The organism is Curtobacterium sp. MCSS17_011, assembly GCF_003224275.1.
Taxonomy (GTDB): Bacteria; Actinomycetota; Actinomycetes; order Actinomycetales; family Microbacteriaceae; genus Curtobacterium.
This window is the reverse complement of record NZ_QKLE01000011.1, coordinates 74,842-101,840: the sequence shown is the minus strand read 5'-3', so window position 1 is coordinate 101,840 and position 26,999 is coordinate 74,842. Positions and strand designations below refer to the sequence as shown.

Here is a 26,999-nt window from a genome sequence, read left to right as displayed (position 1 = left end):
GAGCCCGGTTCAATACCGAGCTCACGCCCTCGCGGCCTAATCTGAGTTCACGGTCCAACAAACCGGGACCAGTTCACAGCTGGCACCGCGCCTCCCGTTGTGTCAGGTGCGTCCGGACAGGACGCCTGGTCGCTACGCGCGACCGCGGATCGTCCGGAGCAGCCAGCCGATGACCGCCAGCAGGATGAGCACGATGCCCACCCAGAGCAGGAACTTCAGCGCACCGACGAAGATGCCGCTGAAGAGCAGGACGAGGCCGACGATGATCGCGATGATCAGCAGTGCGGGCATGAGGGTCTCCTATCCCTGGAACGAGACCGAGCAGATGCCCGGACCGTCAGGGACGCTACTCCTCGGCGTGCCGACGCGTTCGCTCAGCCGACGAGGTTCTGCACGAACACGTGCGGCGTGAAGCCGGTGAGGTCGTTGATGCCCTCGCCCTGCCCGATGAGCTTGATCGGGATGCCGGTCTTCTCCTGCACGCTCAGCACGAAGCCGGCCTTCGCCGAGCCGTCGAGCTTCGTGATGACGAGGCCGGTCACGCCGGCGCCCTCGATGAAGGCCTGGGCCTGTGCGAGGCCGTTCTGGCCCGTCGTCGCGTCGAGGACGAGCAGGACCTCGCTGATCTCGGTCTGCTTCTCGACCACGCGCTTGATCTTGGTGAGCTCGTCCATCAGCCCGGCCTTGGTGTGCAGGCGCCCGGCGGTGTCGATGACGACGATCTCGGTCTGGTCGCGGATCGCCTTCTCGACGGTCTGGTACGCCACCGACGCCGGGTCCTGCCCGGGCTGCGACGGACGGACGACGTCGACCCCGGCACGCTGGGCCCAGGTGGCGACCTGCTCGACCGCCGCGGCGCGGAACGTGTCCGCCGCCCCGACGAGCACCGTGCGGTCGTAGGTCTTCAGGAACTTGGCGAACTTGCCGATCGTCGTGGTCTTGCCGACGCCGTTCACCCCGACGACGAGCACGACGGCGGGCCGCGCGCTGAGCTTCAGGGTGGTGTCGAGCTTCGAGAGGCGTTCCTCGAGGACCTCGCGGAGCATGCGCTGCAGGTCGGCGGGGTCGGTCGTGCCGTACCGGTCGACGCGGGCGTGCAGGTCCTCGATGATCTCCTCGGAGATGTCGGGCCCGAAGTCGGCGCCGATGAGGGCGGTCTCCAGGTCCTCCCACGTGGTCTCGTCGATCGTCTTGCGCTGGAAGAGGCCGCGCAGCCGTGAGGACAGTGACCAGGAACTCGCCATGCTCCCAGCTTAGAGCGCGGCGCATGTCCGCTGTGCCCGGTATGCTCGGGAACACGAAGGGGAGTATTCCCTCTCGGTGACCCCGTCAGTACGGTCCGGAACGATCCGGCCCCGGGGCGCCGGTCGTGCGACACCGGTTCCGGTGCCGTGCGACGGAAGAGACCTTCAGGCCTCGGCGTACCCGCACATCAGCGGCGCGCCCTACCTGAAGGAAACCGTGGACGTCCCACTCTTCGTCTGGCTCATCACGATCGCCGGCATCCTCGCGCTGCTGGTGTTCGACTTCTACTCGCACGTGCGCACGCCGCACGTGCCCCACATCCGCGAATCCGCGTTCTGGTCGGCCTTCTACATCGGCCTGGCGATCCTGTTCGGCATCGGGATCCTGGTGTTCGGCGGCGGGCAGGCCGGCGGTGAGTACTTCGCCGGCTGGCTGACCGAGAAGGCGTTGTCGGTCGACAACCTCTTCGTCTTCCTCATCATCATGTCGAGCTTCGCCGTGCCGAAGGAGTTCCAGCAGAAGGTCCTGCTGGTCGGCGTCGCGATCGCGCTCGTCGCCCGCGGTGTCTTCATCGCCCTCGGCGTCACCATCATCGAGAACTTCTCGTGGGTCTTCTACCTGTTCGGTGCGCTGCTGTTCTGGCTCGCCTGGTCGCAGGCCCGCAGCGGCAACGACCACGGCAGCGAGGGCGAATCCCGGCTCATCCGGATCCTCAAGCGCATCATCCCGACCTCGGACCACTACGACGGCGACCGCCTGACCACCCGCGTCGACGGCAAGCGCCTGTTCACCCCGATGCTGCTCGTCATGGTCGCCATCGGTCTGACCGACGTGCTCTTCGCGCTCGACTCGATCCCCGCGATCTTCGGGCTGACGCAGGACGCCTTCATCGTGTTCACGGCGAACGCGTTCTCGCTGCTCGGCCTCCGGCAGCTGTACTTCCTCATCGCCGGCCTGCTCGAGCGCCTCATCTACCTGGGTCAGGGCCTGGCCGTCATCCTGGCGTTCATCGGTGTGAAGCTCGTCTTCCACGCCATGCACGTCAACGAGCTGCCCTTCATCAACGGTGGCGAGCACATCGAGTGGGCGCCGGAGATCCCGATCTGGTTCTCGCTGGGCTTCATCGCGCTGACGATCGCGGTCGCCACGACCGCGTCGCTGGTGGTCTCGAAGCGCCGCCAGGAGCGCGGGCTCACCCCGACCGGCGAGCCGAAGGAGTCGGTCGAGGCCGACGCGAAGTAGCCGTCACCACCTGACGGCCGGGAGGCGCGGTGCCAGCTGGCACCGCGCCTCCCGTCTGTCCGGGCGTCGTCCGGAGCGTCAGACGGCCTGGCGACCAGGGGTCGCGTCGAGCAGGTGGGCCAGGTGCTCGGGCACCGAGCCGCCGCGGGCCACCGTCGCCCGCGCCCAGAGCCGGCCCGCGCGGTACGACGACCGGACCAGCGGTCCGGCGAGCACCCCGGCGAAGCCCATCTGCTCGGCGACCTGGCGGAGCTCGACGAACTCCTCCGGCTTGACCCAGCGCGCGACCGGCAGGTGCCGGGGCGACGGTCGGAGGTACTGCGTCAGCGTGATGATGTCGGTGCCGGCGTCGTACAGGCGCTGCAGGGCGTCCTCGATCTCGATGCGTTCCTCGCCCATGCCGAGGATCAGGTTCGACTTCGTCACGAGCCCGGCGTCGCGGCCCTGGGTGATGACGTCGAGGGACCGTTCGAACGTGAACGCCGGCCGGATCCGCTTGAAGATCCGCGGGACGGTCTCGACGTTGTGCGCGAAGACCTCGGGACGGGCGCCGAACACCTGGCCGAGCTGGTCGGGTCGACCGTTGAAGTCCGGCACCAGGATCTCGACGCCGGTGCCGGGGGAGTGCTCGTGGATCGCCCGGATGGTCTCGGCGTAGAGCCACGATCCACCGTCGGGCAGGTCGTCACGCGCAACGCCGGTCACGGTCGCGTACTTCAGGCCCATCTCCGCGACGGAGTCCGCGACCCGGCGGGGCTCGTCGCGGTCGAGCGGCTCCGGCTTGCCGGTGTCGATCTGGCAGAAGTCGCAGCGTCGGGTGCACTGCGAACCGCCGATCAGGAAGGTGGCCTCGCGGTCCTCCCAGCACTCGAAGATGTTCGGGCAGCCGGCCTCCTGGCAGACGGTGTGCAGCTGCTTCTCGCGCACCAGGCTCGACAGCTCGCGGAACTCGGGTCCCTGCGTGGCACGGGTCTTGATCCACGCGGGCTTCGTCTCGATCGGGGTCTCGGCGTTCCGGGCCTCGACCCGGAGCATGCGGCGGCCTTCGGGGGCGAGGGTCATACGAGGGTCTCCTGTCGGGCGGGCGCGGTGCTGGTCCTGCGGGGGGTCGTGCTGATCCGGCGGCCGCTGTGCATGCCGTCGACGGCCTGCTGGACGCCGTGCGCGACCACGGGTGCGAGGACGTCGACGGTCACGGGAGCGAGCCCCGCGTGCGCCGCCGCGGCGCTCAGGGTCGTGACCCCGGCGTCCGCGATGCCGCACGGGACGATCGCGGCGTAGGCGTCGAGGGCGTTGTCGCAGTTGATCGCGATGCCGTGGCTCGTCACGCCCTCGGCGACGTGCAGCCCGATGGCCCCGACCTTGGCGGCGGGGGAGCCGTCCGTGCCCGGCACCCATGCGCCGCTGCGACCCTCGACCCGTTCGGCGTGCACCCCCACGGCCGCCGCGGCGTCGATGACGACCTGCTCCAGGTCACGCACCCACGCGACGACGTCGATCGGCGCGGGCAACCGGAGGACCGGGTACGCGACGAGCTGTCCGGGACCGTGCCAGGTGATGCGTCCGCCACGGTCGACGTCCACCACGGGGGAGCCGTCGGTCGGCAGGTCTGTCGGCTCGGTGCGACGGCCGGCGGTGTACACGGACCGGTGCTCGCACAGCACGAGGGCTCCGGCGGAACGGCCGGCGACGACGTCGGCGCGCAGGGCCTGCTGCAAGCGGAGCCCGTCCGCGTGGTCGAGCAGCCCGGTCGGTCGCAGGATCTCGAGTTCCGGCATGCGGTGAGCGTACGGCAGTTTCTGGACGGCGTCCAACAACCAGGGGGACCGAGACCAGGGCGGCCCCCGCGGGTCCCGTCCTGGTCAGCGCAGCCGGTCGAGCTCGCCGAGGAAGTACGCGTCCGCTCGGGCGTGCGCGGCGGCGGAGGTGTTCTCGGGCGGCAGGTCGTCGAAGGACCGTGCCAGGTCGAGTTCCGCGTCGACGAAGCGGACGAGGACATCGGGCGGGGTGCCGGTGCCGACCTCTCGCGTCCGTGCCTTCACCGCGATGAGTTCCGCCGTGGCGTCCGCCACCGCGCGGTCGACGGTCGACTCGGCGAGCAGCGTCGGCAGGTCCATCGGCGGCGTGGCGCTCTCCGGGTGCTCCCGCAGCCAGCGGAGCGAGGCGGCGGTGCGGAGCACGTAGAAGAAGCGCTTTAGCGTGACCTCGCGCTCGTACTGCCGTTCGGCGACGTGCAGGTAGTGCCGGCCGATGCGCCCGCGGTCGGCCACGCTCGCGACGAACGCCAGCAGGCGGTCGCGGAAGCCCTCGTCGCCCGAGTACACGATCGGTGACCGCAGCCACTCACCGACCGTCGCGTTCCCGTTCACGGCCAGGCGGACCGTCTTGGCGAGGTCCCACCCGTTGACGTCGAAGACCTTGTCCAGCGGCGTCTCGATGACGTCACGGCTGGGCCAGAGCGACAGGTAGTCGTCGGGCCGTCGCACGTACAGGAACCGGCAGTCGTAGTCGCTGTCCGGTGACGGGAAGCCCCAGGCGCGGCTGCCGCTCTCGATCGCCCAGGGGATCGTCACGCCGAGGTCGGTCTGCAGACGCGCCAGGCGCCCGTCGATCTCGGTGACCACCGTGGGGTCGAGCTCCTCGGGGACGGCGCGCATGCCTCGACGATACCGAGCGCTGGACGCCGGATCAGGTGATCTGCTCGTCTACCAGTAGAATCGACGGATCATGGCGCAATTCGGTTCACTCTCCGATCGGCTGACCGAGACCTTCCGCAATCTGCGGAGCAAGGGTCGGCTGACTCCGTCCGACGTCGACGGCACCGTCCGCGAGATCCGGCGGGCGCTCCTCGACGCCGACGTCGCGCTCGAGGTCGTCAAGGCGTTCACCGCATCGGTGCGCGAGCGCGCCCTCTCCGACGAGGTCAACAAGGCGCTCAACCCGGCGCAGCAGGTCGTCCAGATCGTCAACGAGGAACTCGTCGGCATCCTGGGTGGGCAGCAGCGACGGCTCGAGTTCGCGAAGCAGCCGCCGACGGTCATCATGCTCGCGGGTCTGCAGGGTGCCGGTAAGACCACCCTCGCGGGCAAGCTCGGCAAGTGGCTCAAGAAGGACGGCCACACCCCGATGCTCGTCGCGGCGGACCTCCAGCGTCCGAACGCCGTGCAGCAGCTGCAGGTCGTCGGCGAGCAGGCCGGCGTGCACGTCTTCGCGCCCGAGCCCGGCAACGGTGTCGGCGACCCGGTCAAGGTCGCCAAGAACGCCATCAAGGCTGCGATCGACCAGCAGTACGACACCGTCATCGTGGACACGGCCGGTCGTCTCGGTGTCGACGCCGAGCTGATGAAGCAGGCCGCGAACATCCGCAAGGCCGTCGACCCGGACGAGGTCCTGTTCGTCATCGACGCGATGATCGGTCAGGACGCCGTCAACACGGCCCGGGCGTTCCAGGAAGGCGTCGACTTCACCGGTGTCGTGCTCTCGAAGCTCGACGGTGACGCCCGTGGTGGTGCTGCCCTGTCGGTGGCCAGCGTGACCGGCCGCCCGATCATGTTCGCGTCGACGGGTGAGTCGCTCGACGACTTCGAGCCGTTCCACCCGGACCGCATGGCGAGCCGCATCCTCGACCTCGGCGACATCCTGTCCCTCATCGAGCAGGCGCAGGGCGCCTTCGACGAGGAAGAGGCGCGCAAGGTCGCGGACAAGATCGCGACCGACAACTTCACGCTGAACGACTTCCTGCAGCAGATGCAGCAGCTCCGCAAGGCCGGCTCCATCAAGGGCATGCTCGGCATGCTCCCGGGAGCCAAGGGCATGCGCGAGGCGCTCGACAACTTCGACGAGCGCGAGATCGTCCGCACCGAGGCGATCATCCAGTCGATGACGCCCCAGGAGCGCGAGCTCCCGAAGCTCCTGAACGGTTCGCGTCGTCTGCGCATCGCGCGCGGTGCCGGCTCGACCGTCACCGAGGTCAACGCCCTGGTCAACCGCTTCGAGCAGGCCTCCAAGATGATGAAGACCGTCGCCCGCGGTGGCGTGCCGCAGATGCCGGGCATGGGTCCGATCCCGGGCATGCACGGCGGCAAGAAGCAGCAGCAGGGCGGCAAGAAGAAGTCGAAGGTGGGCAACCCCGCCAAGCGTGCGGCCTTGGCTGCCGGCGCGGCGGCTGCGCCGCAGCAGGCCCCGAAGGGGTCCGGACTCGGCCTCGGGGGTGCCAAGGGCGGCAAGGCACCGACCGAGGAAGAGCTCGCGTCGCTGCAGAAGTTCCTGGGTCGCTAGTCGCGACCACCTGACGGACGGGAGGCCCGGTGCCAGCTGGCACCGGGCCTCCCGTCCGTCGTCCGGTCGCGTCGCGACGTTCCTTCCCATCGCACGCGCGATGGAAAGTGGAATCGGGCGTACCTGGTCGTAAGGAAGGACCAGGTACGCCCGAATCGGCCAGGTACGCCCGGGGCGGTCCGGTCGCGACTAGAGCGCGTCGCGGAACTCCGTCACCAGGTGGCGGACCACGGCGCGGAGGTCGCCGCCGTTCTCCTGCGCGACCTGCAGCTGCCGCTGGTACGAGGCGCCGCGCTCGATCATGGTGTCGAGGTGGTGCAGCTCGTCGAGGCAGCCGAGCCGTTCGGCGATCGGGTCGAGCCGCTGCACCAGGTCGTGCACCTCGTCGGTCACGAGCCGCTCGTCGCCGGCGACGTTCGTGATGATCTCGGCCTCCATTCCGTAGCGGGCCGCGCGCCACTTGTTCTCGCGGATGAACCACGGCTGCATGGTGGGCAGGGTCTCACCGGCGTCGAGCCGGTCCGAGCAGGCGGTGACCAGGCACTGCACGAGCGCGGTGACGGCGCCGACCTCGTGCAGGGTCGAGATGCCGTCGGACACCCGGTTCTCGAGCGTGCCCCAGCCCGGTGACGGTCGGATGTCCCAGCGCAGGTCCTTCACCCCGTCGATGACGCCGGTGTGCGTGAGGTCGCCGACGACCTCTTCGAAGTTCGCCCAGGCGCCGAGCTGCGGCGGGAGTCCGCCGGTCGGGAGCTGCTGGAACATGAGGGCGCGGTTCGAGGCGTACCCGGTGTCGGTGCCGCCCCAGAACGGGCTCGACGCGGTGAACGCCTGCAGGTGCGGGACGTAGGCGAGCATCGCGTTCATGATCGGGACCGCCTTGTCGCGGTCGTCGATGCCGACGTGCACGTGCACGCCCCAGATGAGCATCTGGCGTCCCCACCAGCGGGTGCGGTCGATCAGGGTCGTGTAGTGCTCGCTGTCCGGGGTGATCTCCTGCTGGTCCCACACCGCGAACGGGTGTGTGCCGGAGCACATCACCTGGGCGTCGAGCGGCTCGGCGGCGTCGATGACCTCGCCGATGATGCCGGACAGCTCGCTCGTCGCAGCCCCCACGCGGTCGTGAACGCTCGAGACCACCTCGACCGTGTTGGTCAACAGCTCCTCGGTGACCCGGTCGTGGTCACCGAGCCGCTCGTGCACGGCGGCGATGACGGCGGGGGCGCGGGGCGCGAGGTCGCCGGTCGACCGGTCGACCAGCGGGAGTTCCCACTCGACGCCGATGGTCGACGGGCGGGACTCGGTGAAGCGGATGTCCATGCCGTCCATCCTGCCCGGGTCCTTGTCGGACACGCACAACGAAGCGGTGTCCCGATCGTGCGGATCGTTCCGCAACTAGTTCCACTCCGGGCGTACCGTTGAAATGTTCCTACAGGGAAGAGGTACGCATGCAGTTGGTCGTGCGCGGGACGAACGCCCCGCTCGTCGGAGAGCTCGACATCCCGGTCTCGAAGTACCACGCGCACCGCGCGCTGGTGCTCGCGTCGCTCGCGAAGGGGACGAGCATCGTCTCCGGGGTCAGCGCGACGCGACAGGTGGAGTGGACCGTGGGCACGCTCCGCGCGCTCGGGGTCGACGTCAGGCGTCGAGGGAACGCCTACCACGTGACCGGGCTGGGTGGCCGGTACGCGGCGACCGACGTCGTGGACCACGGTTCGCGCGGTGCCGAGGGGCTGCTCAACATGGGCTCCTCGGGCACCACGCTCTACTTCATGACCGGGCTTGCCTCGCTGGCCGACCGCCCGATGACCCTGTCGGGCATGAAGTACTTCCAGCGCCGGCCGATCAAGGCGCTGCTCACCTCGCTGACGCAGATGGGGGTCGAGCTCGAGGCGACGAACGACTGCCCGCCCGTCACCGTGCAGCCGAAGCGTCCCCGCGGCGGGGACGTGACGATCGCCGGCACCCTGTCGCAGTGGGTCTCCGGACTGCTGCTGGTGGCACCCTTCGCCGAGCACGAGACCCGGATCCACATCACCGGCGGGCGGCTCAACGAGCAGCCCTACGTCGAGCTCACCGTGCGGATGATGCGGCAGTTCGGCCTGACGGTGGAGGTCTCCGACGACTGGCTCGAGTACCGGATCCCGGCGGGCCAGCAGGCCACCCCGCACGACTACGTCATCCCGCCCGACATCGGCTCCGCAGCGTTCGGCATCGCGGCGGCCGGCACCCGCGAGTCGAACGTGCTGCTGCGCGGCATGACGGCCACGACGACGGCCGAGACGGACCACCCGGAGAGCGAGTTCCTCGACCTCGCCGCCGCGATGGGCGTCCCGATGCGGATCGACGAGGAGACCGGCTTCGTCCGGATCGAGCACGACGGGTCCCCGCTCCGGCCGCTCGACGTCGACTGCCGTCCGATCCCGGACCTGCTGCCCGTACTGTCGACGATGGCCACCTTCGCCGAGGGGACCAGCCGACTGTGGAACGTGGCCCACATCCGGCTGAAGGAGTCCGACCGGGTCGCCGCGATGCTCCAGCTGAACCGGATGGGCGGCCGGGCGGAGCAGGGTGCGGACGAGTTGCGTGTCACCGGCGTGGGCGCGGCCGGGCTGCACGGTGCGCCGATGTCCTCGTTCAACGACCACCGCGTGCTGATGTCGCTGGCGGTCGCCGCGTCCCAGGCAGACGGGGTGTCCGGGTTGACCTACCCGCATGCCTACCGGATCTCCTACCCGACGTTCCTCGAGGCGATGAACTCCGTCGGCCTCGACATGTCCGTCGGCGACCGCCACGCCGCCCAGGTGGCACGGGACGAGCGGATCGACGCCGCCGAGGCAGACGGGGTCCGCACGCACCTCGGCACGCCCCTCGAGACGTCGGCGGCGCCCGAGCCCACCGACCAGCCGGTCGCGCAGGCCGCCGCCACGCAGCCTGCCGCAGCGCAGCCCACCGCCCCGCAGCCCGCCGTCGCCGTGCCCGAGCTCGCCGGCGTCGACGCGGACCCGCTCGTCCTGAGCGAGCGGGTCCGCGCCCTGTCGCAGACCGACCCCGACGGCCTGGCGGTGATCGAGGTCGGCGGTGCGACACCGGCGAACACCACGTGGAAGGAGCTGCAGGACGAGGCCGACCGGGTCTCCGCCCTGCTCCTCGAACTCGGCGTCCGCACCGGTGAATCCGTCGCGATGCAGCTGCCGAACTGGCGCGAGTTCGTGTCGATCACCCTCGGAGCGATCCAGATCGGCGCCGTCGCGACCCCGATCATGCCGGTGTTCGGTCCCCGCGAGACCACGATGACCCTCGCGCGTTCGAAGGCCCGCGTGGTCTTCCTGCCGAACGTCTTCCGGAAGCGCCGTCCCGCGCTCGAGCTCCTCGACGTCATCGACGAGGCCGCCGCGCAGGACCGTCGCCTGTCGCTCGAGCACGTCATCGTGCTCCGTGCGGAGGCGCGCGGGCAGGGGGACACCCCGACGAACCAGCCGCCGCTGCCAGCCGACGCGCTGGAGCGTGTCGTGGCGAGCGACTGGCACTGGCGCTACTTCGAGAACGCCCTCGCCGCCGTGCACGTCGACGTCGACGAGATCGCGTCGCACGCTCCGGGGCCGGACGACGTCTGCCAGCTGCTCTTCACGTCCGGCACCACGGGCGAACCGAAGGGCGTGCAGCACCCGCACCGCACGCTCGGGCTCGCGACCGCCATGCACGTGGCACAGTCCGGTCTGACGAGCGCGGACCGCATCTACATCCCGTCGCCGCTCGCCCACCAGACCGGGTTCCTGTACGGCATGCTGCTGGCCTTCCGACTCGGTGCGCCGCAGGTCATCCAGCCGGTGTGGGACGGCCGGGTCGCACTCGAGCAGGCGTTCGGCGTCGCGAAGGCGTCGTTCGTGCAGTGCGCGACGCCGTTCCTGACCGACCTCGTCGACCTGGTCGAGGCCGGTGCTCCGCAGCCCGAGTCGCTCCGGGTCTTCGTGCCGACGGGCGCCGCGGTGCCCCGTGCACTCGCCCAGCGAGCGAGCACGGTGCTCGGCAGTGCCATCCTCGGCGCCTTCGGGACGAGCGAGACGTGTCTCGGGGCCCTGTCCAGCCCGAGCGACGACCCCGCCGACGCGTACGGCCACGACGGCCGGGCGCTGCCGGGCATCGCGATCCGCATCGTCGACGACGCGGGGATCGAGCTGCCCGCCGGTACCGAGGGCAACTTCGAGCTGCACTCGCCGACGATGTTCGACGGGTACCTCGACCGCCCCGACCTGACCGACGACGTGTTCACCGTGGACGGCTGGTACCGCACCGGCGACCTGGCGAAGGTCGACGAGAAAGGCTTCCTGTCGATCACCGGACGCGTGAAGGACGTCATCAACCGCGGCGGCGAGAAGATCCCCGTCGTCGAGATCGAGAACCTGCTGTACCAGCACCCGCTGGTCACGGACGTCGCGATCGTGGCGATGCCGGACGAGCGGCTCGGTGAGCGTGCCTGCGCCTGGGTCGTGAACGCCCGCGCGGACGAGCCGCTCGACTTCGCCGGCATGCAGCAGTACCTCGACAACGCCGGCGTGAGCAAGTACTACTGGCCGGAACGACTCGAGTCCACCACCGAGCTGCCGCGCAACGCGGTCGGCAAGGTCCAGAAGAACATCCTGCGCGAGCAGGCGGCCGCGCTCGTCGCGACGAAGGAGAACGAGACACGATGACGATCGTCGAGCAGACGAGCACGGGCTTCGACGAAGCCGCCTTCCAGCAGCTCAAGGCCGAGGTCACCGAGTGGGTCCGCGGCCCCGGCGAGGAGTGGGCGGACGAGATCGAGCGCACCGGCCGGGTCGCTCCGGAGCTGTTCCAGGAGCTCAAGGAGAACGGGTGGCTCAGCCTCGCCGCCCCGACGGAGCTCGGCGGACGGGCGATCCCCTTCTCGCGGTACCTCGAGATCATGGAGGTCATCTCCCGCTCGCACGCCTCCATCCGGATGCTGGTGCACGTCATCAACGGCACCTGGCGCGCGATGGCCCCCTACGCGACGCCGGAGCAGATCGAGCAGGTCGTCAAGCCTTCCGTCGCCGGTGACACGCTCGTCGCGTTCACCCTGACCGAGGCCACCGCGGGCACCGGAGCGGACATCCGCACGACGGTGCGACGCGAGGGCGACACCTACGTGATGAACGGCGAGAAACACCTCATCACCTTCGGGGTCAAGGCCGACCACTGGCTCATCGCCGCTCGGCTGGAGGGCACCACCGGCCAGGACGGCACGGTCGCGTTCCTGATGCCGAACAGCGGGCTGCCGGGTGCCGAGGTGATCGACGACTCCGACACCATGGGCATCCGCGGCACCGACCACGCGATCCTGCGGTTCACCGAGACGCCGATCCCCGCCAGTGCCCGCCTGGGCGCGGAAGGCCAGGGCCTCGAGGTCGCGCTCGGCGGCTTCCTGCTGCCGAGCCGGGTGTCCGTCGCGATGAGCGCCGTCGGCCTCGCCGAGCGGGCGAACGAGCTCGCCGTCGAGTACGCGAACAAGCGCGAGACGTTCGGCAAGCGGCTCTCCAGCCGCCAGGCGATCCAGTTCTACCTGGCCGAGAACTACGCCGACATCGCCGCGGCACGCGCCCTGGTGCTCGAGGCCGCGCGGGCGTACGAGGAGGACCGTCCCGACGCCGGCACCCTCTCCAGCGCGTCGAAGATGATCGCCGTCGACATGCTCGCCCGCGTCACCGACAAGGCCCTGCAGGTGCACGGCGGTCAGGGCTACTGGAAGCGCAACGCCATCGAGCGCGTCTACCGCGACGCACGCGCGCAGCGCTTCGAAGAGGGCACCAACGAGATCCAGAAACTGATCGTCGGCCGCGCCGTCGTGACCGGCCAGGCCGGGTTCTAGACCGCAACCCAGTACCGGACGGGAGGCGCGGTGCGGGCCCGCCCCGCGCCTCCCGTCCGTCACCCACCACCGTCAGCAAAGGACCGCAGTGACCGACTCCACCAACGCTCCCATCGCACTCATCACGGGTGCCTCGCGCGGCATCGGCCGCCTGCTCGCGCAGAAGCTCGGCCAGCGTGGCGTCACCGTCGTGGTGACGTACAAGGGCAACGCCGACCTGGCCGAGGAGTCCCTGGCCGACGTCAAGGCGGCCGGCGGCGACGGCATCACGGCGCAGGTCGACATCGAGCAGCCGGAGTCGATCGACGCCCTGTTCGACCTGGTGCGCGACACCTACGGACGCCTCGACATGTTCGTGGCGAACGCTGCCGCCAGCGCGTTCAAGCCCGTCGCCGACCTCAAGCTGCACCACCTCGACCGCAGCTACGCCACGAACGCCCGCTCGTTCGTGCTCGGGGCCCAGCGCGCCGCGGAACTCATGGACCGCGGTGGCCGCATCGTCGTCGTGACGTCGTACGGATCGCTCCGGGCGTTCCCGACCTACGCCGCACTCGGTGCCGCCAAGTCGATGAGCGAGGCGTACATGAAGTACATGGCGGTGGAGTTCGGTCCGCGCCAGATCACCGTCAACGCGGTGAACGGCGGCCTCATCGACACCGACTCGCTCGAGTACTTCTACACGAAGGTCCCCGGCCAGGCACCGATGGACACCGTGCTCGAGAAGCTCCCGCTGCAGCGCCCCGGGACGGCCGACGACATGGCCGACGCCGTCGACTTCCTGCTGTCGGACAAGGCCGGGTACATCACCGGGCAGGTCCTCTCGGTGGACGGCGGTCTGACGGTCATCGCGCCGCCGTACTGGTCGGACACGACGTCGCCCCTCCGCGACGCGGTGCTGCCGGCCGACGCTCCGGGCTCGGACACCGCAGAATAGGCGCATGAGCAGCGTCGCTTCCGCCCCCGTCGTGCCGGAGTCCCTCCGGAGGGTCGCGTCACCCTGGACCCTCGGCCCCCTGCACCTGGCGAACCGGGTGGTGATGGGGTCGATGCACACCGGGCTCGAGGTACGCGACGACGGCGGAGCCGGCATGGCGGCGTTCTACCGCGAACGGGCGGCCGGCGGAGCGGCGTGCATCATCACCGGCGGCATCGCGGTGAACGACGAGGCCCGCGGCGGTCCCGACTTCGCGGTGTTCGGCGTCGGGGGCGCCGATGAGCGGTTCCGGGTGGCGGTCGACGCCGTGCACGACGAGGGCGGGACGATCCTCGCGCAGCTGTTCCACGCCGGGCGGTACGCCCTCGCCGCGGGGATGGTCGACCGGCACGGGGACCCGCAGCGCGTCGTGGCACCCACGGCCCTTCCTTGGGCAGCCGCCCGCGGCGTGGTGCCGACCGAGCTGACGTCGGCCGAGGTCGAGCGGACCATCGAGGACTTCGCCGCCGCCGCCCGCACCGCCCGCGCGATCGGGTTCGACGGCGTCGAGATCATGGCGTCCGAGGGGTACCTGATCAACCAGTTCCAGTCGCCGCTGACGAACCTGCGCGACGACGAGTGGGGCGGCGATGCGGAACGGCGTCGGCGCTTCGCGATCGAGGTCGTCCGGGCCGTGCGCGCCGCGGTGCCGGAGCTTGCCGTGACGATCCGGCTGTCCGGCGCGGACCTGATGCCCGGCTCGTCGACCGACGACGAGGTCGACGCGCTCGTGCACGACCTGCTGCCGCTCGGGCTCGACGGCATCTCGGTCGGCATCGGCTGGCACGAGTCCCGCACCCCGACCGTGCAGGCCTCGGTGCCGCACGGGGCCTGGCTGGCGTACGCATCACGGATCGCTGCCGTCGTGCGCTCGTCCCCGTACCCGGACGTCCGCGTGATCGCGTCGAACCGGATGACGGACCTGCGGGACGGTGACGCCGTGCTCAGCGACGGCCTGATCGACGCCGTCGCCCTCGCCCGGCCGTTCCTCGCCGATCCCGCCATCGTGTCGCGCTCGCTCGCGGGCGGGTTCGCACTGGTGAACACCTGCATCGGCTGCAACCAGGCATGCCTCGACCGTTCGATCATCGGCGCACCGGTGTCGTGCCTCGTGAACCCGCGGGCGGCCCGCGAAGTGGCCTTCCCCGCACGGCCGACCGCGGACCCGAAGCGCGTCGACGTCGTCGGGGGCGGACCGGCCGGGCTCGCCGCCGCGGTGGACGCCGCCCGACGGGGCCACGACGTCACCGTCTGGGAGGCCTCCGACCGCCTCGGCGGCCAGTTCGACCTCGCCGCACTCGTCCCGGGGAAGGAAGACTACGCCGCCACCGTGCGGTCCGCCCGCGCCGAGCTCGCGGAGCGGGGCGCCACGATCCACCTCGGACGCCCGGCGACGGCTGCGGACCTCGTCGACAGCGACGCCGTCGTGCTCGCGGCCGGCGTGGTCCCGCGGAGCATCGACGTCCCCGGCAGTGACCTGCCGCACGTGCTGTCCTACGAGCAGGCACTGCGGGACGGCGTGCCGGAGGGCACGGTCGCGATCATCGGCGGCGGCGGCATCGGGGTGGACACCGCGGCGTTCCTGACCGAGTCGCCCGACGAGGTCGTCCGGGCCGCCGAGTTCGCGGCCCGCTGGGACCTCGACGTGTCCGAGGAACTCGTCGGCGACGTGCCGCAGCGGCTCCCAGCGGCACAGCGCACCACCCGGCCGGGGTCCGAGGTGACGGTGCTCCGGCGTTCGGGCAAGTTCGGCCAGGGGATCGGCATCACCTCGCGCTGGGTCGCGATCGGTCGGCTGCGGGACGCCGGGGTGCGGATGGTCGGCGGCGTGCAGGAGTACCTGCGCATCGAACCCGGGGTGCTCTGGATCCGCGACGAGCACGGGGACGAGGTGGGCGTGTCAGCGGACACCGTCGTGGTCTGCGCCGGGCAGGAGCGCTCGAGCGACGCCGAGGGCGACGCGCCCGACGGACTCGCCACGGGCCTCCAGACCGCCGGCGTCCCGTACGCCGTCGTCGGCGGCGCGCGGGACGCACGGAGCGTGGACGCCGTCCGGGCGACGTCCGAGGCCCTCGAAGCGGTGCGGCGCCTCGCGCCGTAGCGAGTCGGCTCGCATCACGGCCGGGAATCTGCAAGAATGAACGGTCGAATCGCCGCAGCTCGACCCTCTATCCAGCTGTGAGCGATCTCTCTCGAGCTTTCGCCGTGTGTGCCCCCACGCCCGCGGTTCCAGTTCAACCACAACGAAAGCAAACAGGAGCAATTGTGGCTGTCAAGATCCGTCTGAAGCGTCTCGGTAAGATCCGTGCGCCCTACTACCGCATCGTCGTCGCCGACTCGCGCACCAAGCGCGATGGTCGTGTCCTCGAGGAGATCGGTCAGTACCACCCGACCGAGGAGCCCTCGGTCATCAAGATCGAGTCCGAGCGTGCGCTCTACTGGCTCGGCGTCGGCGCGCAGCCGACCGAGCAGGTCGCGGCCCTCCTCAAGCTGACCGGCGACTGGGCCAAGTTCAAGGGCGAGAAGGACACCGAGTCCAAGGTCAAGGTCGCCGAGCCGAAGCCGGCCTTCCAGGTCGACTCCTCGAAGAAGGCCGTGCTCAAGCCGAAGTCGGAGAAGACGGCTCCCGCCGCCAAGGCCGACGACGCCGAGACCGCCGACGAGACGACCGAGGCGTAGTCCTTGCTCGAATCCGCGCTGACGCACCTCGTCAAGGGGATCGTCGATCACCCTGACGACGTGCGCGTCGCCAGCTCCACCTCCCCACGCGGCGAGGTCCTCGAGGTGCGCGTGCACCCCGAGGACCTCGGCCGCGTGATCGGTCGCGCCGGGCGCACCGCCAAGGCGCTCCGCACCCTCGTCACGGCCCTGGCCGACGGCAAGCGCGTGCGGGTCGACGTGGTGGACACCGATTCCTAGGGAGACGACCCAGCTCCGGGTGGGTCGAATCACGAAGGCGCACGGGCTCAAGGGCGGCATCAAGCTCGAGCTCTACACCGACGACCCGGATCGTCGGTTCACCCCGGGCGCCACCTTCACGCTCCAGGTCCCCGACGATTCACCGTGGTCGGGCAAGACCCTCGAGCTGGACGAACTCCGCTGGTACAACGGTCACCCCGTCGCGTTCTTCGCCGGGATCGACGACCGTACCGCGGCCGAGTCCCTGGCACGCATCATCCTCTGGGTCGAGCAGGACGCCGACGCCGAGACCGGTGAGGACGACGCCTGGTACGACCACCAGCTCGTCGGGCTGAAGGTCCTGCGCGACGGCGTCGAGGTCGGCACCGTCGCCCGGGTGGACCACATGCCGGCACAGGACCTGCTCGCGATCGACACGCCGTCCCGCGGCGAGGTCCTCGTGCCGTTCGTCTCGGCCATCGTGCCCGCGGTCGACATCTCGGCCGGCACCGTCACGGTGACACCGCCGCAGGGCCTGTTCGAGGACCCCGAGGACACGTCCCGCCCCGAGACGGTCACGGACTAGCTCCCGTGCGGATCGACATCGTCACGATCTTCCCGGAGTTCTTCTCCGTGCTGGACGTGTCCCTGCTGGGCAAGGCGCGCTCCGGCGGCCTGCTGGACCTCCACGTGCACGACCTGCGGTCGTGGACCACCGACCGGCACCGAACCGTCGACGACACCCCGTACGGCGGTGGCGCCGGCATGGTGATGAAGCCGGAGCCGTGGGCGCAGGCGCTCGAAGCGCTCTTCCGCCCCGACGGCTCGTCGACCCTGGTGGTCCCGACGCCGGCCGGCACCCCCTTCACGCAGTCGATCGCGCGCTCGCTCGCGTCGACGTCGGAGCACCTCGTCTTCGCCTGCGGGCGGTACGAGGGCATCGACGCCCGCGTCTTCGAGTGGGCGTCGTCCCGCGCCACCGTCGTCGAGCTCTCGCTCGGCGACTACGTGCTGAACGGCGGCGAGGTCGCCGCGATGGCGATGATCGAGGCCGTCGGCCGTCTCGTCCCCGGTGTCGTCGGCAACCCCGAGTCGCTGGTGGAGGAGTCCCACGAGGACGGCCTGCTCGAGTACCCCTCCTACACCAAGCCCGCGTCGTGGCGCGGAATCGACGTCCCCGACGTCCTGCTCAGCGGGCACCACGCCCGCGTCGGCGCGTGGCGGCACGAGCAGCAGCTGGAGCGGACGCGGCGCGTCCGTCCCGACCTACTGCCGCCTTCCTGACCGGCTGGCGCGCTTGCCTGCTGGACGAGTTTCGGGCTGAGCGACACTCCTCGCGGTTCGTTCCGCGTGAACGGTCGCTGAGCACGAAACCCGGCTCCGTAGCGTCTGCCTGGAGGCACGGGGCGGGCCCGCACCGTGCCTCCAGTCCGTCAGCCGGTCAGGTCGGCGCGCTGGGCGCGACGCAGGGTCAGGACCTCGGGGCCTGCCTCGGTGACCGCGACCGTGTGTTCGACATGCGCGGCACGCGAGCCGTCGACGCTGCGCAGGGTCCAGCCGTCGTCGTCCTGGTAGAGCTCGTCGGTGGTCTGCATCAGCCACGGCTCGATCGCGACGACCAGTCCCGGCCGGAGCTTCAGGCCGCGACCCGGACGGCCGTCGTTCGGCACGTGCGGGTCCCCGTGCATCGTGCGACCGACGCCGTGCCCGCCGAACTGCAGATTGACGTCGTGACCGGCCTGGTGTGCCACGTGACCGATGGCGTGCGAGACGTCGCCGAGCTTGTTGCCGGGAGCGGCCTGGGCAATGCCGGCCGCCAGTGCCCGTTCGACGGTGGCGATCAGGGCCTGGTCCTCGTCGCGGGGCCTGCCGACCTGGACGCTGACGGCGGAGTCCGCGACCCAGCCGTCAACGCTCGCGGCGAAGTCCAGGCTCACGAGGTCGCCGTCCTGCAGTGTGTAGTCGTGCGGCAGGCCGTGCAGAGCAGCGTCGTTGACCGAGGTGCAGAGGTTCTTGCCGAACGGCGACATGCCGAACGACGGGTGGTAGTCGACGTAACAGCTCTCCGCCCCGCGTTCGGCGATCATCCCGGCCGCGACGCGGTCGAGGTCGAGCAGGTTGACGCCGACGTCGACCGTCTCGAGCAGTTCGTCGAGGACGTCGGCCACGAACCGGCCGGCGACGCGCAGTCCGTCCAGCTCGGCGGGGGTGCGGAGTTCGATCATGGGTCCATCCTCGTCGTTTTGTCTCCCGCGCTCTCTGTGGCAGTATTGAACGCTGTGCCCTGGCTGGACTCTGCCACGGGGGAGTCGCCGACACCGGGCACGCACCACCACTTTCCGAACCTTCGATCCGCGGCGACCCGTGCGCGTCCGCAGAGAGTGAAACCCACCATGAGCCAGCTCCTCGACAACGTCGACGCAGCATCGCTGCGTACCGACGTCCCGGACTTCCGCCCCGGCGACACCATCAAGGTGCACGTCAACATCATCGAAGGCACGCGCTCGCGTGTCCAGGTCTTCCAGGGAGTCGTCATCGGCCGTCAGGGCCACGGCATCGGCGAGACCTTCAAGGTCCGCAAGGTGAGCTTCCAGGTCGGCGTCGAGCGCTGGTTCCCCGTGCACTCGCCGATCATTGACCACATCGAGATCGTCACCAAGGGTGACGTCCGTCGTGCGAAGCTCTACTACCTGCGCGAGCTCCGCGGCAAGGCGGCCCGCCGCAAGATCAAGGAGAAGCGCGACGCCTGATCGCCTTCACAGTGAACGTCCGCGAGCCGGACGGCGCTGCGAGCCCCTCGTCCATGTACGGTTGTGCATCGACGGGGGGCTCTTCCCATTGCGGGGAGTCAGTGGTTCGAACGAGAGCGGAAATGACGGACACGACAGAGGATTCCGGGCGCAGGCCACGTGCCGAGAAGCAACGGAACGGAGTCCTCACATTCCTCCGCGACCTCGTCATCATCTTCATCGCGGCACTGCTCGTGTCGTTCCTGGTGAAGACCTTCCTGATCCGGTCGTTCTACATCCCGTCGGCGTCGATGGAGAACACGCTGCAGATCAACGACCGGGTGATCGTCAACGAGCTCGTCCCCGGCGCCGTGGCGCTGAAGCGGGGGGACGTCGTCGTCTTCAAGGACCCGGGCGGCTGGCTCACCGGGTCCGAGGTGCCGAGCGTCACGCCGGACACCCAGCCCGCCAAGGCCATCGACTGGCTGCTCACGCAGGTCGGGCTCGGCACCGGTGACAGCGACGACCACCTGATCAAGCGCGTCATCGGGCTGCCGGGCGACAAGGTGTCGTGCTGCAACGACCTCGGACAGATGTCCGTCAACGGTGTGCCGATCAAGGAGCCGTACCTGAAGCTCCCCGCCGGCGCCCCGGCCTCGGCCACCGACTTCTCGGTCACCGTGCCGAAGGGCACCATCTGGGTGATGGGCGACAACCGGAACGACTCGAAGGACTCCCGGTACAACGGCGACACCCCGTCGAAGGGCTTCGTCCCGATGTCCGACGTCACCGGTCGCGCGTTCGTCATCTCCTGGCCTGCGAGCCGCTGGACCTGGCTCGACGACCACCCCGAGGTGTTCGCCGGCGTGGAGGAGCGCGACGAGTGACGGCAGTCCGTCCTTCGCTCCGGGTCGAGAAGCGCCTACTGGCTGCGGGTCGCGTGACGGTCATCGGCATGGACGAGGTAGGCCGTGGCGCCATCGCGGGTCCGGTCGGCGTCGGTGTGGCCGCGGTGACGCTCGACATCGGTCGTGTGCCCCAGGGGCTCGCAGACTCGAAGCTGCTCTCCGAAGCGCGCCGGACCGACCTCGTTCCCGTCGTGCAGCGGTGGGCACGCACGGCGGTGGGCATGGCGTCAGCGGAGTTCGTCGACCAGCAGGGCATCGTCCCCGCCCTCGGCGCAGCCGGTGCACAGGCACTCGGCTCCCTGGTCGCCGACGGGGTGTCACTCGACGGCGCGGTGGTGGTGCTCGACGGCTCGTTCGACTGGTTGAGCCGCGCCGTGCCGGCGTCGCTGCGCCCGGCCGACGATCCGCTCGAGGTCGTCGTGCGGGTCAAGGCGGACCGCGACTGTGCCTCGGTGGCCGCAGCATCGGTGGTGGCCAAGGTCGCTCGTGATGCGGTCATGATCTCGGCGCACGACGAGGCTCCGCACTACGGGTGGGTGTCGAACAAGGGCTACGGGTCGACGGCCCACTACGACGCGATCCGGACGATCGGGGCGCACGCACTGCACCGGAAGTCGTGGTTGCACCAGGCCTCGAACGTCGCGCTGGACGGGTTCGAGGAACTCGACGCGATCACGGCCCTCGCTGGTCGTCCGCTCGGGCGTTCGTCGCCGTAGACTGTGGGCGCAATGGATGAGGACGAATTCGACGACTACGACCGCGAGGTCGAGCTGGCCCTGTACCGCGAGTACCGAGACGTGGTGTCGCAGTTCCGTTACGTGGTCGAGACGGAGCGCCGTTTTTACCTGGCGAACGAGGTCGAACTCGTGCGCCGTGACACGGAGCACGACTTCTACTTCGAACTGACGATGAACGACGTCTGGGTCTGGGACGTCTACCGTTCCGATCGGTTCGTCAAGGGTGTCCGGGTCCTCACGTTCAAGGACGTGAACGTCGAGGAACTCACGACGCGTGAACTCGAACTGCCGAAGGAACTCGCACTCGACGAGTGATCGTCAATTTACTTTCTTCTGCTCCTTTCTCGGTGAATCGCCGCTGACCCGAACTGACGGGGAATTGTTCGCGCTATTCTGATGGGGAAACAACCGCCCCACGAACAGGAGCACCCCATGGCACAGAAGGTCACCGTCCAGCTCGTCGACGACCTCGACGATTCCCCCATCACCACCGGTGAAGGTCGGACGGTCGAATTCGCGTTCGACGGCTCGTCGTACGAGATCGACCTGTCGAACGACAACGTCGACAAGTTCCGCGAGGCGATCTCCGACTACATCGCCGCAGCGCGCAAGGTCTCCGGTCGTCGCACCGGTGGCGGTTCCGCACCGAAGTCCGCCCCCAAGCGCGGCAACTCGGAAGAGCTGGGCAAGATCCGCGAGTGGGCCAAGGAGAACGGGTACGAAGTCTCGTCCCGCGGCCGGATCTCGACCCAGGTGCAGGAAGCCTACGCAGCAGCGCACTGACGCTCGTCACGGCAGGACCCGGGTGATCTCGATCGCCCGGGTCCTTCTTCTTTCCTCCACAGGAGGAATCAGCCAGGGGTGATTCCACAGATTCTGCAACTCCACCGGTCAGGGTGTTCGTTCCGGAGAGCGTTGTCGTGGAGGCAACGACATGGAACAAGACGTGCAACGTCCAACGGGGCGGTCGCTCCGGAACGGTCGACTCGGACGATTCGGTGAAGAACGGGCGGTGGTCTGGCTCGAAGCGCGGGGATTCCGTGTGCTCGAGCGGAACTGGCGATGTGCCCGTGGGGAGATCGACATCGTCGCGTGGGATTCCTGCACGCTCGCGTTCATCGAGGTGAAGACCCGGTCCGGGGCGGCGACCGGTCACCCGTTCGAGGCGATCACCGCAGCGAAGCTCACCCGGATGCGGCGACTCGTGCCCGAGTGGTTCGACGCGCATCCCGGGGTGTCGGCGCGCGCGGTCCGGGTGGACGTCGTCGCGGTCCACGTCGACGGCCCCCGCACCGTCGTCGAGCACCTGGCGGGTGTGCTGTGACCGGCATCGGGCGGGCGGCTGCGGTCGCGCTCCTCGGTGTCACCGGTCGGTGCATCGAGGTCGAGGCGCACCTGACCAGCCAGCTCCCGGCCTTCAGCATCATCGGTCTGCCCGACACCTCGCTGGGCGAGGCACGGGAACGCGTGCGATCCGCGGCGACGAACGCGGGGTGCCCGCTGCCCGCACGTCGGATCACCGTGAACCTGACCCCGGCGGCGATCCCCAAGCGCGGTTCCGGGTTCGACCTCGCCATCGCGATGGCCGTGCTCGCCGGTGCCGGGCTGGCGCCGGACGTCTCGGAGCGCGTCGTGTACATCGGCGAGCTCGGCCTCGACGGGCGGGTGCGTCCGGTCCCCGGGGTGATCCCGATGCTGGTCGCCGCGCGCGACGCAGGCGCCGACCGCGTGGTGCTGCCGGTCGGCAACCTGACCGAGGCCCGCGTGGTCAGCGGTGTACGGGTCCGGGGCGTGGACTCGTTGCGGGCGGCGGCCATCGATGCCGGAGCGCTCCTGCCTGCGGTCGAGGTCGACCCGGTGCTGCCGGTCCCGATCACGGCGGTCCCGCGTCCCGTGGCCGAACTGTCGGACGTCGTCGGGAACCCGGTCGGCGTCCGGGCGCTCATCGCGGCGGCGGCCGGGGGACACCACGCACTGCTGCTCGGGCCGCCCGGTGCCGGCAAGACGATGCTCGCCGAGCGACTGCCCGGGCTGCTGCCCGACCTCGACGACGAGACCGCGCTCGAGGTCGCCGCCGTCAGGTCCGTCGCCGGACTCGGCCCCGCGTCGTGGAGCACGAAACCACCGTGGGAGGCTCCGCACCACTCCGCCTCGGCGGTCTCGCTCATCGGCGGTGGGTCGGGGGTCCTCCGCCCCGGAGCCGTGTCGCGCGCCACCGGGGGGATCCTGTTCCTCGACGAGGCGCCCGAGTTCCCGAGGGCCGTGCTCGACGCGCTCCGGCAACCGCTCGAGTCCGGTCGGATCACGATCCACCGTGCGGCGGGCGCGGCCGAGTTCCCCGCACGCTGCCAGGTCGTCCTCGCGGCGAACCCCTGCCCCTGCGGCAACGCCGGTGGTGCGCACGGGCAACCGTGCGAATGCTCCCCGAGCACCGTCCGCCGGTACCTCGGGCGGATGTCCGGGCCCCTGCTCGACCGGATGGACATCCGGGTGCTCGTGCCCCGCGTGACGACGGGTCGGATGCGGGACGCGGACGGCAGCACCCCGACGACGGCGGTCGCGCGTGCCGCGGTCGCGGCAGCCCGGTCTCGGATGGTCGAGCGACTGCGCGGGACAGGATGGTCGCGCAACGCCGAGGTCACGGGGACGTGGCTCCGGGCCGAGGGGCGCATCGAACCCGGGTCGACGGCTGACCTCGACCGCGCACTCGACCTCGGCACCCTGACGATGCGTGGGTGGGACCGCGTGATGCGACTGGCGTGGACGCTGGCCGACCTCGACGCGGTCGAGCGGCCCACGGGTGCGCACGTCCGCGGAGCGCTCGCGCTGCGGAGCGCCCTGTGATCCCCGCGGGCACCGAGCTCCTCGACACCGTGGCGCGCCTGCTCGGTTCCAGTGGTGCTGGGGTCGACCCGGTGCCGGCCGCGGCCCGCGTCGCGTGGTCGGCCATCGTCGAGCCGGGGGACTCCGTCGCGGGAGAGCTCCTCGCCGGACTCGGACCGGAGCGCGCGCTCGGGGCCGTGCTGCTCGCCGCCGACGGTGAGTTCGACGCGCTGCTCGGCGGCTGTGTCGAGGCCGAAGTGCCCGGCGCCGAGGACCCCGCGGTGCTGCTCGGTGTGCTGCAGACCGCGGTGGAACGCTGGCGGCCCCGACTCGCCGTCGTCGAGGTGGGGGACGTGCTCACGGCGGCGGGAGCGGTCGGAGCCGCTCTGCTGGTCCCCGAGAGCGAGGGGTGGCCGTCGGCGATGGACGACCTGGGGCCGCACGCCCCGGTGGTCCTGTGGTCGCGCAGCTCGGGCACGTGCCTCGGCGACGGGCTGCCGGCGCTCGGGGTCGTGGGGTCTCGGGCGAACACGGTGGCGGGTGCCGAGGCCGCGGCGGAGATCACATCGACGGCGGCGGACGCGGGGTGCCGCATCGTGAGCGGGGGCGCCTACGGCATCGACGCGGTGGCACACCGTGTCGCCGTCGCTGCCGGGACCCCCACGGTCGCGGTCCTGGCCGGTGGCATCGACCAGCTCTACCCGGTGGGCAACGCGCAGCTGCTCCACAACGTGGCACGGCAGGGCGCGCTGCTCGCCGAGTCGGCGCCGGGGACGCGACCGACGCGGTGGCGCTTCCTCGCCCAGAATGTCAAGTCGATGCGTCGCCTTAGGATGCGGTCCATGACGACTGACGACGCTGCCAGCGACGGAGCTGAGAAGCCCGAGACCATCGAGGAGGTCATGGACGTCTTCCACACGTACATGGCGTTGATCGACCAAGACGATGACGGGGACACGGGCGTCGTGCACGTGCTTCCCGACGCTCTGATCCAGGAGATGATCGCCATCGTCGAGGCGAAGCCGACCGAAGCCGACATACAGCACTATGCAGCTATCGGCCAGTTCATCTCGACAGCGGCGCACATCGAAAAGCGCATGCAGTCACTGGGGGCGTTCTTGCTGAACCCGGAGCCGCACCTTGCACGCCCCGCGATGCGGGCTCTGACCGCCCGGAACGCCCGAGAACTTGTTGCGACACTCCTGGTGCCTCAATGGCCAGACACGCGACGGCTGATCGCAGAGCTTGAACGCATCGCGGCCATGCGCAACAAGTTGGCGCACAACCCTGTCTCCTCCTTCCACCTCTCAGAGGACGAGACAGCCGTCATCCAGGAGTACCGGTTGACCTTCGCGAAGCAGACTAAAACCGGAGTCGAGCCGGTGACCATCGCGATGCCGATCGAACTTGTCAGAGAGTGGGACGACCGAGCCAGAATCGCCCACTGGATGGTCGGGCAAGTGCTCACAACCCTGGCGATGAGGCTCCTGCATGAGGAGATGTCGAACCCGGTTGTGACGCTAGACCACTTCTTCCAGGACGCGTTTACGGAGTCGTCAACCACCATCGGCGAGCATGAGAAGGAGCTGTTCGAGAAGTTCTGGCCGCCGTTGAACTGACCGGGTCCTTGTTCTTGACGAGCGCATCCACCGGGGTGTCCGAGTGATCCTCGTCGGAGGTCGCCTGTAACTTGATGCTGATTGGAAGGACCCCCATTGGAAACGTCTCGTCTGCCTGCCCTTCGCCCGACTTCTGGCGCGGCCGAAGCACTGGTCGCGCTCGTACACAAGAGTGAGGTTGCGAGCCTTGAGCGCGGTGCCGCGAAGCATGGGAGGAAGCGTGGCCACGACTGGACTAACCAGTACTCCGACGAGCTTGACAGATATCGCGAGACCGGGGAGCTGAGCGGCATCCAGGCGGGCATCACGTCAATCACACGCGGAACCCGCAGCTGGACGGGCATCCCGGTCAAGGACTACGAGCCGGGGGTGTTTGCTGACCTGGACCGCCCTGATGTTCAGAACGCGACGATCCGCATTGAGGGCACGTGGGCGTCCAAGAGCTTGGAGGTCTCGTTCGTCCCGTGGGAAGCCGAGGTGAACTTCCAGTCTGGCGGACACATGTTCAATGATGATGAGACCGTCCCGCCTACTCTCGATGCCATCGAACAGATTCTCACCAGCATGCTGGAGCCGTGGACGTATGTTCCGCTTCCTCCGGTGCAGCAGCCGCCCTTCCGTGTGTTCATTGGGCATGGCGGTGACTCCCAGTGGAAGGACCTGAGAGACAGCTTGCGTGACCACCACGGGTACGAGGTGGAAGCTTTCGAGGCGCTGCCACGCACGGGTCAGGTCATCAGCGACATCCTGCAGGGCATGGCTGCAGCCTCAACGGCTGCCGTTCTTGTCCTTACCAAGGCGGATGAGATGAAGGACGGGACCTGGCACGGACGACAGAATGTCATCCACGAGATCGGGTTCTTCCAGGGGCGGCTTGGATGGGATCACGCCATCATCGTCATGGAGCAGGGCGTCGTCCTGCCGACCAACTTGGACGGCACCCAGCAGGTTCGCTTTCCGCCCGGAGTCATCTCCGCAGCAGAAGGCAAAGTGGCAGCCGCGCTGCAACTGCTACGTGCCCGTCCAGTTGGTATCTGCCCTTAGGTCACACCTTGTCCAGCCACACCACTTCAAAGGTCAGGCTGGTGGCTCCGTCATCGACGCCCACAGTGTTCGCTCCGTAGTTGTCCTGGAACCCGGCCATGCGGAGCTTGTCACCCTCGTTGAGCTGCACGGCGAGACGCATCGCCGTGGAAGACGGACTGACGCTGCTCGACTGGTTGGACGCGCGGTCACCGGGGTACTCGGTGGAGCGAGTGATGAAGGCTCCCGCCGTCAAGTTCGCCGGGTCAGACACGTTCTGCGTGATTCCGCAGTACTGCCGGTAGTAGTCCGTTGCCTGGAGCTTCATGGTCGTGACCACCGTGTACACGCCGGTCCGTGGGACCGTCAGGACGCCCCCGCTCCATGTCCACCCACCCTTGTTGAGGACCGGGGATGCGAACGCTGCCGACGTGAAGAACGTGGGGTTGCCCGCCTGGAGCGACTGCCCCGCCGACGACTTCGCAACGCTGAACTTGGGGACGCCGATGGTCTGCGCCTCCAGCGTCTTGATGCGCGCCAGTGCGGCTGCCAGCTCGTCGCCGCGCTGGTTGTCGTTCTGGTAGCCCAGACGACGGTCCTGGGTGCTGGTGTAGGTCGCGAGGCCTGCTGCTGCGGCTGCGTCTCCGATTGCCAT

At 69.6% G+C, this 26,999-nt stretch carries 27 protein-coding genes; 19 read left to right on the top strand and 8 right to left on the bottom strand.

Translation table 11 applies throughout. The annotated features are described in order from the left end of the window. Positions 1-132: 132 nt before the first annotated feature. Positions 133-291, bottom strand: coding sequence for a hypothetical protein (locus DEJ17_RS17785; RefSeq protein WP_171907827.1), 159 nt, complete (start codon positions 289-291; stop codon positions 133-135). Positions 292-374: 83 nt separating this feature from the next. Further along, entirely contained in the window at positions 375-1,244 is an 870-nt protein-coding gene (ftsY, locus tag DEJ17_RS09890; protein ID WP_027465892.1) for a signal recognition particle-docking protein FtsY, read from the bottom strand. A gap of 217 nt (positions 1,245-1,461) precedes the next feature. Here ftsY and DEJ17_RS09885 point away from each other — a divergent pair, with 217 nt between their 5' ends. After that, positions 1,462-2,487 carry a TerC family protein gene (locus DEJ17_RS09885; RefSeq protein ID WP_110893467.1) on the top strand — a complete coding sequence of 342 codons (1,026 nt, stop codon included), beginning with the start codon at positions 1,462-1,464 and terminating at the stop codon, positions 2,485-2,487. A gap of 78 nt (positions 2,488-2,565) precedes the next feature. Here DEJ17_RS09885 and lipA read toward each other — a convergent pair whose 3' ends face one another. The 3 genes from lipA to DEJ17_RS09870 all read right to left on the bottom strand — a co-directional run bounded on the left by lipA (position 2,566) and on the right by DEJ17_RS09870 (position 5,144). Then, a complete protein-coding gene (lipA, locus tag DEJ17_RS09880; RefSeq protein ID WP_110893465.1) occupies positions 2,566-3,549 on the bottom strand; it encodes a lipoyl synthase in 984 nt (327 codons plus the stop codon). Then, on the bottom strand, positions 3,546-4,265 hold the full coding sequence (gene lipB, locus DEJ17_RS09875) for a lipoyl(octanoyl) transferase LipB (RefSeq protein ID WP_110893463.1): 720 nt from the start codon (positions 4,263-4,265) through the stop codon (positions 3,546-3,548). The genes lipA and lipB overlap by 4 nt, the downstream gene beginning before the upstream one ends. A gap of 84 nt (positions 4,266-4,349) precedes the next feature. Further along, positions 4,350-5,144 (bottom strand): nucleotidyltransferase domain-containing protein, encoded by a 795-nt coding sequence (locus tag DEJ17_RS09870; RefSeq protein WP_110893461.1) that lies wholly within the window; start codon positions 5,142-5,144, stop codon positions 4,350-4,352. A 70-nt stretch (positions 5,145-5,214) separates the two neighbouring features. On the opposite strand from DEJ17_RS09870, the gene ffh reads away from it, so the two are divergent. Beyond that, the gene (ffh, locus tag DEJ17_RS09865) at positions 5,215-6,765 is read left to right on the top strand and encodes a signal recognition particle protein (RefSeq protein WP_110893459.1); all 1,551 of its coding nucleotides are present in this window, start codon (positions 5,215-5,217) and stop codon (positions 6,763-6,765) included. Positions 6,766-6,954: 189 nt separating this feature from the next. Here ffh and DEJ17_RS09860 read toward each other — a convergent pair whose 3' ends face one another. Further along, positions 6,955-8,094 carry a glutamate--cysteine ligase gene (locus DEJ17_RS09860; protein ID WP_181421132.1) on the bottom strand — a complete coding sequence of 380 codons (1,140 nt, stop codon included), beginning with the start codon at positions 8,092-8,094 and terminating at the stop codon, positions 6,955-6,957. Between the two features lie 119 nt (positions 8,095-8,213). Between DEJ17_RS09860 and aroA the strand changes: the two genes are divergently transcribed. The 8 genes from aroA (at position 8,214) to trmD (ending at position 17,789) form a co-directional block, all read left to right on the top strand. Continuing rightward, positions 8,214-11,459 carry a 3-phosphoshikimate 1-carboxyvinyltransferase gene (gene aroA, locus DEJ17_RS09855; protein ID WP_110893457.1) on the top strand — a complete coding sequence of 1,082 codons (3,246 nt, stop codon included), beginning with the start codon at positions 8,214-8,216 and terminating at the stop codon, positions 11,457-11,459. Continuing rightward, on the top strand, positions 11,456-12,634 hold the full coding sequence (locus DEJ17_RS09850; protein WP_110893455.1) for an acyl-CoA dehydrogenase family protein: 1,179 nt from the start codon (positions 11,456-11,458) through the stop codon (positions 12,632-12,634). Before aroA ends, DEJ17_RS09850 begins: the two co-directional genes overlap by 4 nt. A gap of 88 nt (positions 12,635-12,722) precedes the next feature. Beyond that, complete coding sequence (locus DEJ17_RS09845) at positions 12,723-13,568, top strand: SDR family oxidoreductase (protein WP_110893453.1); 846 nt, start codon at positions 12,723-12,725, stop codon at positions 13,566-13,568. Positions 13,569-13,572: 4 nt separating this feature from the next. After that, the gene (locus DEJ17_RS09840; protein WP_110893451.1) at positions 13,573-15,708 is read left to right on the top strand and encodes an FAD-dependent oxidoreductase; all 2,136 of its coding nucleotides are present in this window, start codon (positions 13,573-13,575) and stop codon (positions 15,706-15,708) included. A gap of 164 nt (positions 15,709-15,872) precedes the next feature. Then, positions 15,873-16,286, top strand: a complete 414-nt coding sequence (gene rpsP / locus DEJ17_RS09835) for a 30S ribosomal protein S16 (protein ID WP_027465884.1) — start codon at positions 15,873-15,875, stop codon at positions 16,284-16,286. A gap of 3 nt (positions 16,287-16,289) precedes the next feature. Next, positions 16,290-16,526 (top strand): RNA-binding protein, encoded by a 237-nt coding sequence (locus DEJ17_RS09830; RefSeq protein ID WP_017888258.1) that lies wholly within the window; start codon positions 16,290-16,292, stop codon positions 16,524-16,526. Positions 16,527-16,545: 19 nt separating this feature from the next. Beyond that, entirely contained in the window at positions 16,546-17,091 is a 546-nt protein-coding gene (rimM, locus tag DEJ17_RS09825; protein ID WP_181421130.1) for a ribosome maturation factor RimM, read from the top strand. Positions 17,092-17,096: 5 nt separating this feature from the next. Continuing rightward, entirely contained in the window at positions 17,097-17,789 is a 693-nt protein-coding gene (gene trmD / locus DEJ17_RS09820; protein ID WP_110893447.1) for a tRNA (guanosine(37)-N1)-methyltransferase TrmD, read from the top strand. Positions 17,790-17,938: 149 nt separating this feature from the next. Here trmD and map read toward each other — a convergent pair whose 3' ends face one another. Beyond that, a complete protein-coding gene (gene map, locus DEJ17_RS09815) occupies positions 17,939-18,730 on the bottom strand; it encodes a type I methionyl aminopeptidase (RefSeq protein ID WP_110893445.1) in 792 nt (263 codons plus the stop codon). Positions 18,731-18,898: 168 nt separating this feature from the next. Here map and rplS point away from each other — a divergent pair, with 168 nt between their 5' ends. The 9 genes from rplS (at position 18,899) to DEJ17_RS09770 (ending at position 26,365) form a co-directional block, all read left to right on the top strand. After that, complete coding sequence (rplS, locus tag DEJ17_RS09810; RefSeq protein WP_110893443.1) at positions 18,899-19,255, top strand: 50S ribosomal protein L19; 357 nt, start codon at positions 18,899-18,901, stop codon at positions 19,253-19,255. Between the two features lie 122 nt (positions 19,256-19,377). Beyond that, positions 19,378-20,121, top strand: a complete 744-nt coding sequence (gene lepB, locus DEJ17_RS09805; protein WP_110859094.1) for a signal peptidase I — start codon at positions 19,378-19,380, stop codon at positions 20,119-20,121. Between the two features lie 68 nt (positions 20,122-20,189). Beyond that, on the top strand, positions 20,190-20,858 hold the full coding sequence (locus DEJ17_RS09800; RefSeq protein WP_258366749.1) for a ribonuclease HII: 669 nt from the start codon (positions 20,190-20,192) through the stop codon (positions 20,856-20,858). 12 nt (positions 20,859-20,870) lie between these two features. After that, complete coding sequence (locus DEJ17_RS09795) at positions 20,871-21,194, top strand: DUF2469 family protein (RefSeq protein WP_017888251.1); 324 nt, start codon at positions 20,871-20,873, stop codon at positions 21,192-21,194. Positions 21,195-21,311: 117 nt separating this feature from the next. Then, positions 21,312-21,662 carry an Lsr2 family protein gene (locus DEJ17_RS09790; protein WP_017888250.1) on the top strand — a complete coding sequence of 117 codons (351 nt, stop codon included), beginning with the start codon at positions 21,312-21,314 and terminating at the stop codon, positions 21,660-21,662. Positions 21,663-21,813: 151 nt separating this feature from the next. Then, a complete protein-coding gene (locus tag DEJ17_RS09785) occupies positions 21,814-22,203 on the top strand; it encodes a YraN family protein (protein ID WP_110893439.1) in 390 nt (129 codons plus the stop codon). After that, the gene (locus DEJ17_RS09780) at positions 22,200-23,723 is read left to right on the top strand and encodes a YifB family Mg chelatase-like AAA ATPase (protein WP_110893437.1); all 1,524 of its coding nucleotides are present in this window, start codon (positions 22,200-22,202) and stop codon (positions 23,721-23,723) included. Before DEJ17_RS09785 ends, DEJ17_RS09780 begins: the two co-directional genes overlap by 4 nt. Beyond that, positions 23,720-25,321 carry a DNA-processing protein DprA gene (locus DEJ17_RS09775; protein WP_110893435.1) on the top strand — a complete coding sequence of 534 codons (1,602 nt, stop codon included), beginning with the start codon at positions 23,720-23,722 and terminating at the stop codon, positions 25,319-25,321. Before DEJ17_RS09780 ends, DEJ17_RS09775 begins: the two co-directional genes overlap by 4 nt. Positions 25,322-25,417: 96 nt before the next feature. Further along, positions 25,418-26,365 carry a TIR domain-containing protein gene (locus DEJ17_RS09770; RefSeq protein ID WP_110893433.1) on the top strand — a complete coding sequence of 316 codons (948 nt, stop codon included), beginning with the start codon at positions 25,418-25,420 and terminating at the stop codon, positions 26,363-26,365. Between the two features lies 1 nt (position 26,366). On the opposite strand, the gene DEJ17_RS09765 is transcribed toward DEJ17_RS09770, so the two are convergent. Further along, positions 26,367-26,999, bottom strand: coding sequence for a hypothetical protein (locus tag DEJ17_RS09765; protein WP_110893431.1), 633 nt, complete (start codon positions 26,997-26,999; stop codon positions 26,367-26,369).

Excerpts from the sequence above, each read along its gene's own strand:
- DEJ17_RS17785 (WP_171907827.1), bottom strand. The coding sequence starts at position 291 with ATGCCCGCACTGCTGATCATCGCGATCATCGTCGGCCTCGTCCTGCTC.
- ftsY (WP_027465892.1), bottom strand. The coding sequence starts at position 1,244 with ATGGCGAGTTCCTGGTCACTGTCCTCACGGCTGCGCGGCCTCTTCCAG.
- lipA (WP_110893465.1), bottom strand. The coding sequence starts at position 3,549 with ATGACCCTCGCCCCCGAAGGCCGCCGCATGCTCCGGGTCGAGGCCCGG.
- lipB (WP_110893463.1), bottom strand. The coding sequence starts at position 4,265 with ATGCCGGAACTCGAGATCCTGCGACCGACCGGGCTGCTCGACCACGCG.
- DEJ17_RS09870 (WP_110893461.1), bottom strand. The coding sequence starts at position 5,144 with ATGCGCGCCGTCCCCGAGGAGCTCGACCCCACGGTGGTCACCGAGATC.
- ffh (WP_110893459.1), top strand. The coding sequence starts at position 5,215 with ATGGCGCAATTCGGTTCACTCTCCGATCGGCTGACCGAGACCTTCCGC.
- DEJ17_RS09860 (WP_181421132.1), bottom strand. The coding sequence starts at position 8,094 with ATGGACGGCATGGACATCCGCTTCACCGAGTCCCGCCCGTCGACCATC.
- aroA (WP_110893457.1), top strand. The coding sequence starts at position 8,214 with ATGCAGTTGGTCGTGCGCGGGACGAACGCCCCGCTCGTCGGAGAGCTC.
- DEJ17_RS09850 (WP_110893455.1), top strand. The coding sequence starts at position 11,456 with ATGACGATCGTCGAGCAGACGAGCACGGGCTTCGACGAAGCCGCCTTC.
- DEJ17_RS09840 (WP_110893451.1), top strand. The coding sequence starts at position 13,573 with ATGAGCAGCGTCGCTTCCGCCCCCGTCGTGCCGGAGTCCCTCCGGAGG.
- map (WP_110893445.1), bottom strand. The coding sequence starts at position 18,730 with ATGATCGAACTCCGCACCCCCGCCGAGCTGGACGGACTGCGCGTCGCC.
- rplS (WP_110893443.1), top strand. The coding sequence starts at position 18,899 with ATGAGCCAGCTCCTCGACAACGTCGACGCAGCATCGCTGCGTACCGAC.
- lepB (WP_110859094.1), top strand. The coding sequence starts at position 19,378 with ATGACGGACACGACAGAGGATTCCGGGCGCAGGCCACGTGCCGAGAAG.
- DEJ17_RS09800 (WP_258366749.1), top strand. The coding sequence starts at position 20,190 with ATGGACGAGGTAGGCCGTGGCGCCATCGCGGGTCCGGTCGGCGTCGGT.
- DEJ17_RS09795 (WP_017888251.1), top strand. The coding sequence starts at position 20,871 with ATGGATGAGGACGAATTCGACGACTACGACCGCGAGGTCGAGCTGGCC.
- DEJ17_RS09790 (WP_017888250.1), top strand. The coding sequence starts at position 21,312 with ATGGCACAGAAGGTCACCGTCCAGCTCGTCGACGACCTCGACGATTCC.
- DEJ17_RS09785 (WP_110893439.1), top strand. The coding sequence starts at position 21,814 with ATGGAACAAGACGTGCAACGTCCAACGGGGCGGTCGCTCCGGAACGGT.
- DEJ17_RS09765 (WP_110893431.1), bottom strand. The coding sequence starts at position 26,999 with ATGGCAATCGGAGACGCAGCCGCAGCAGCAGGCCTCGCGACCTACACC.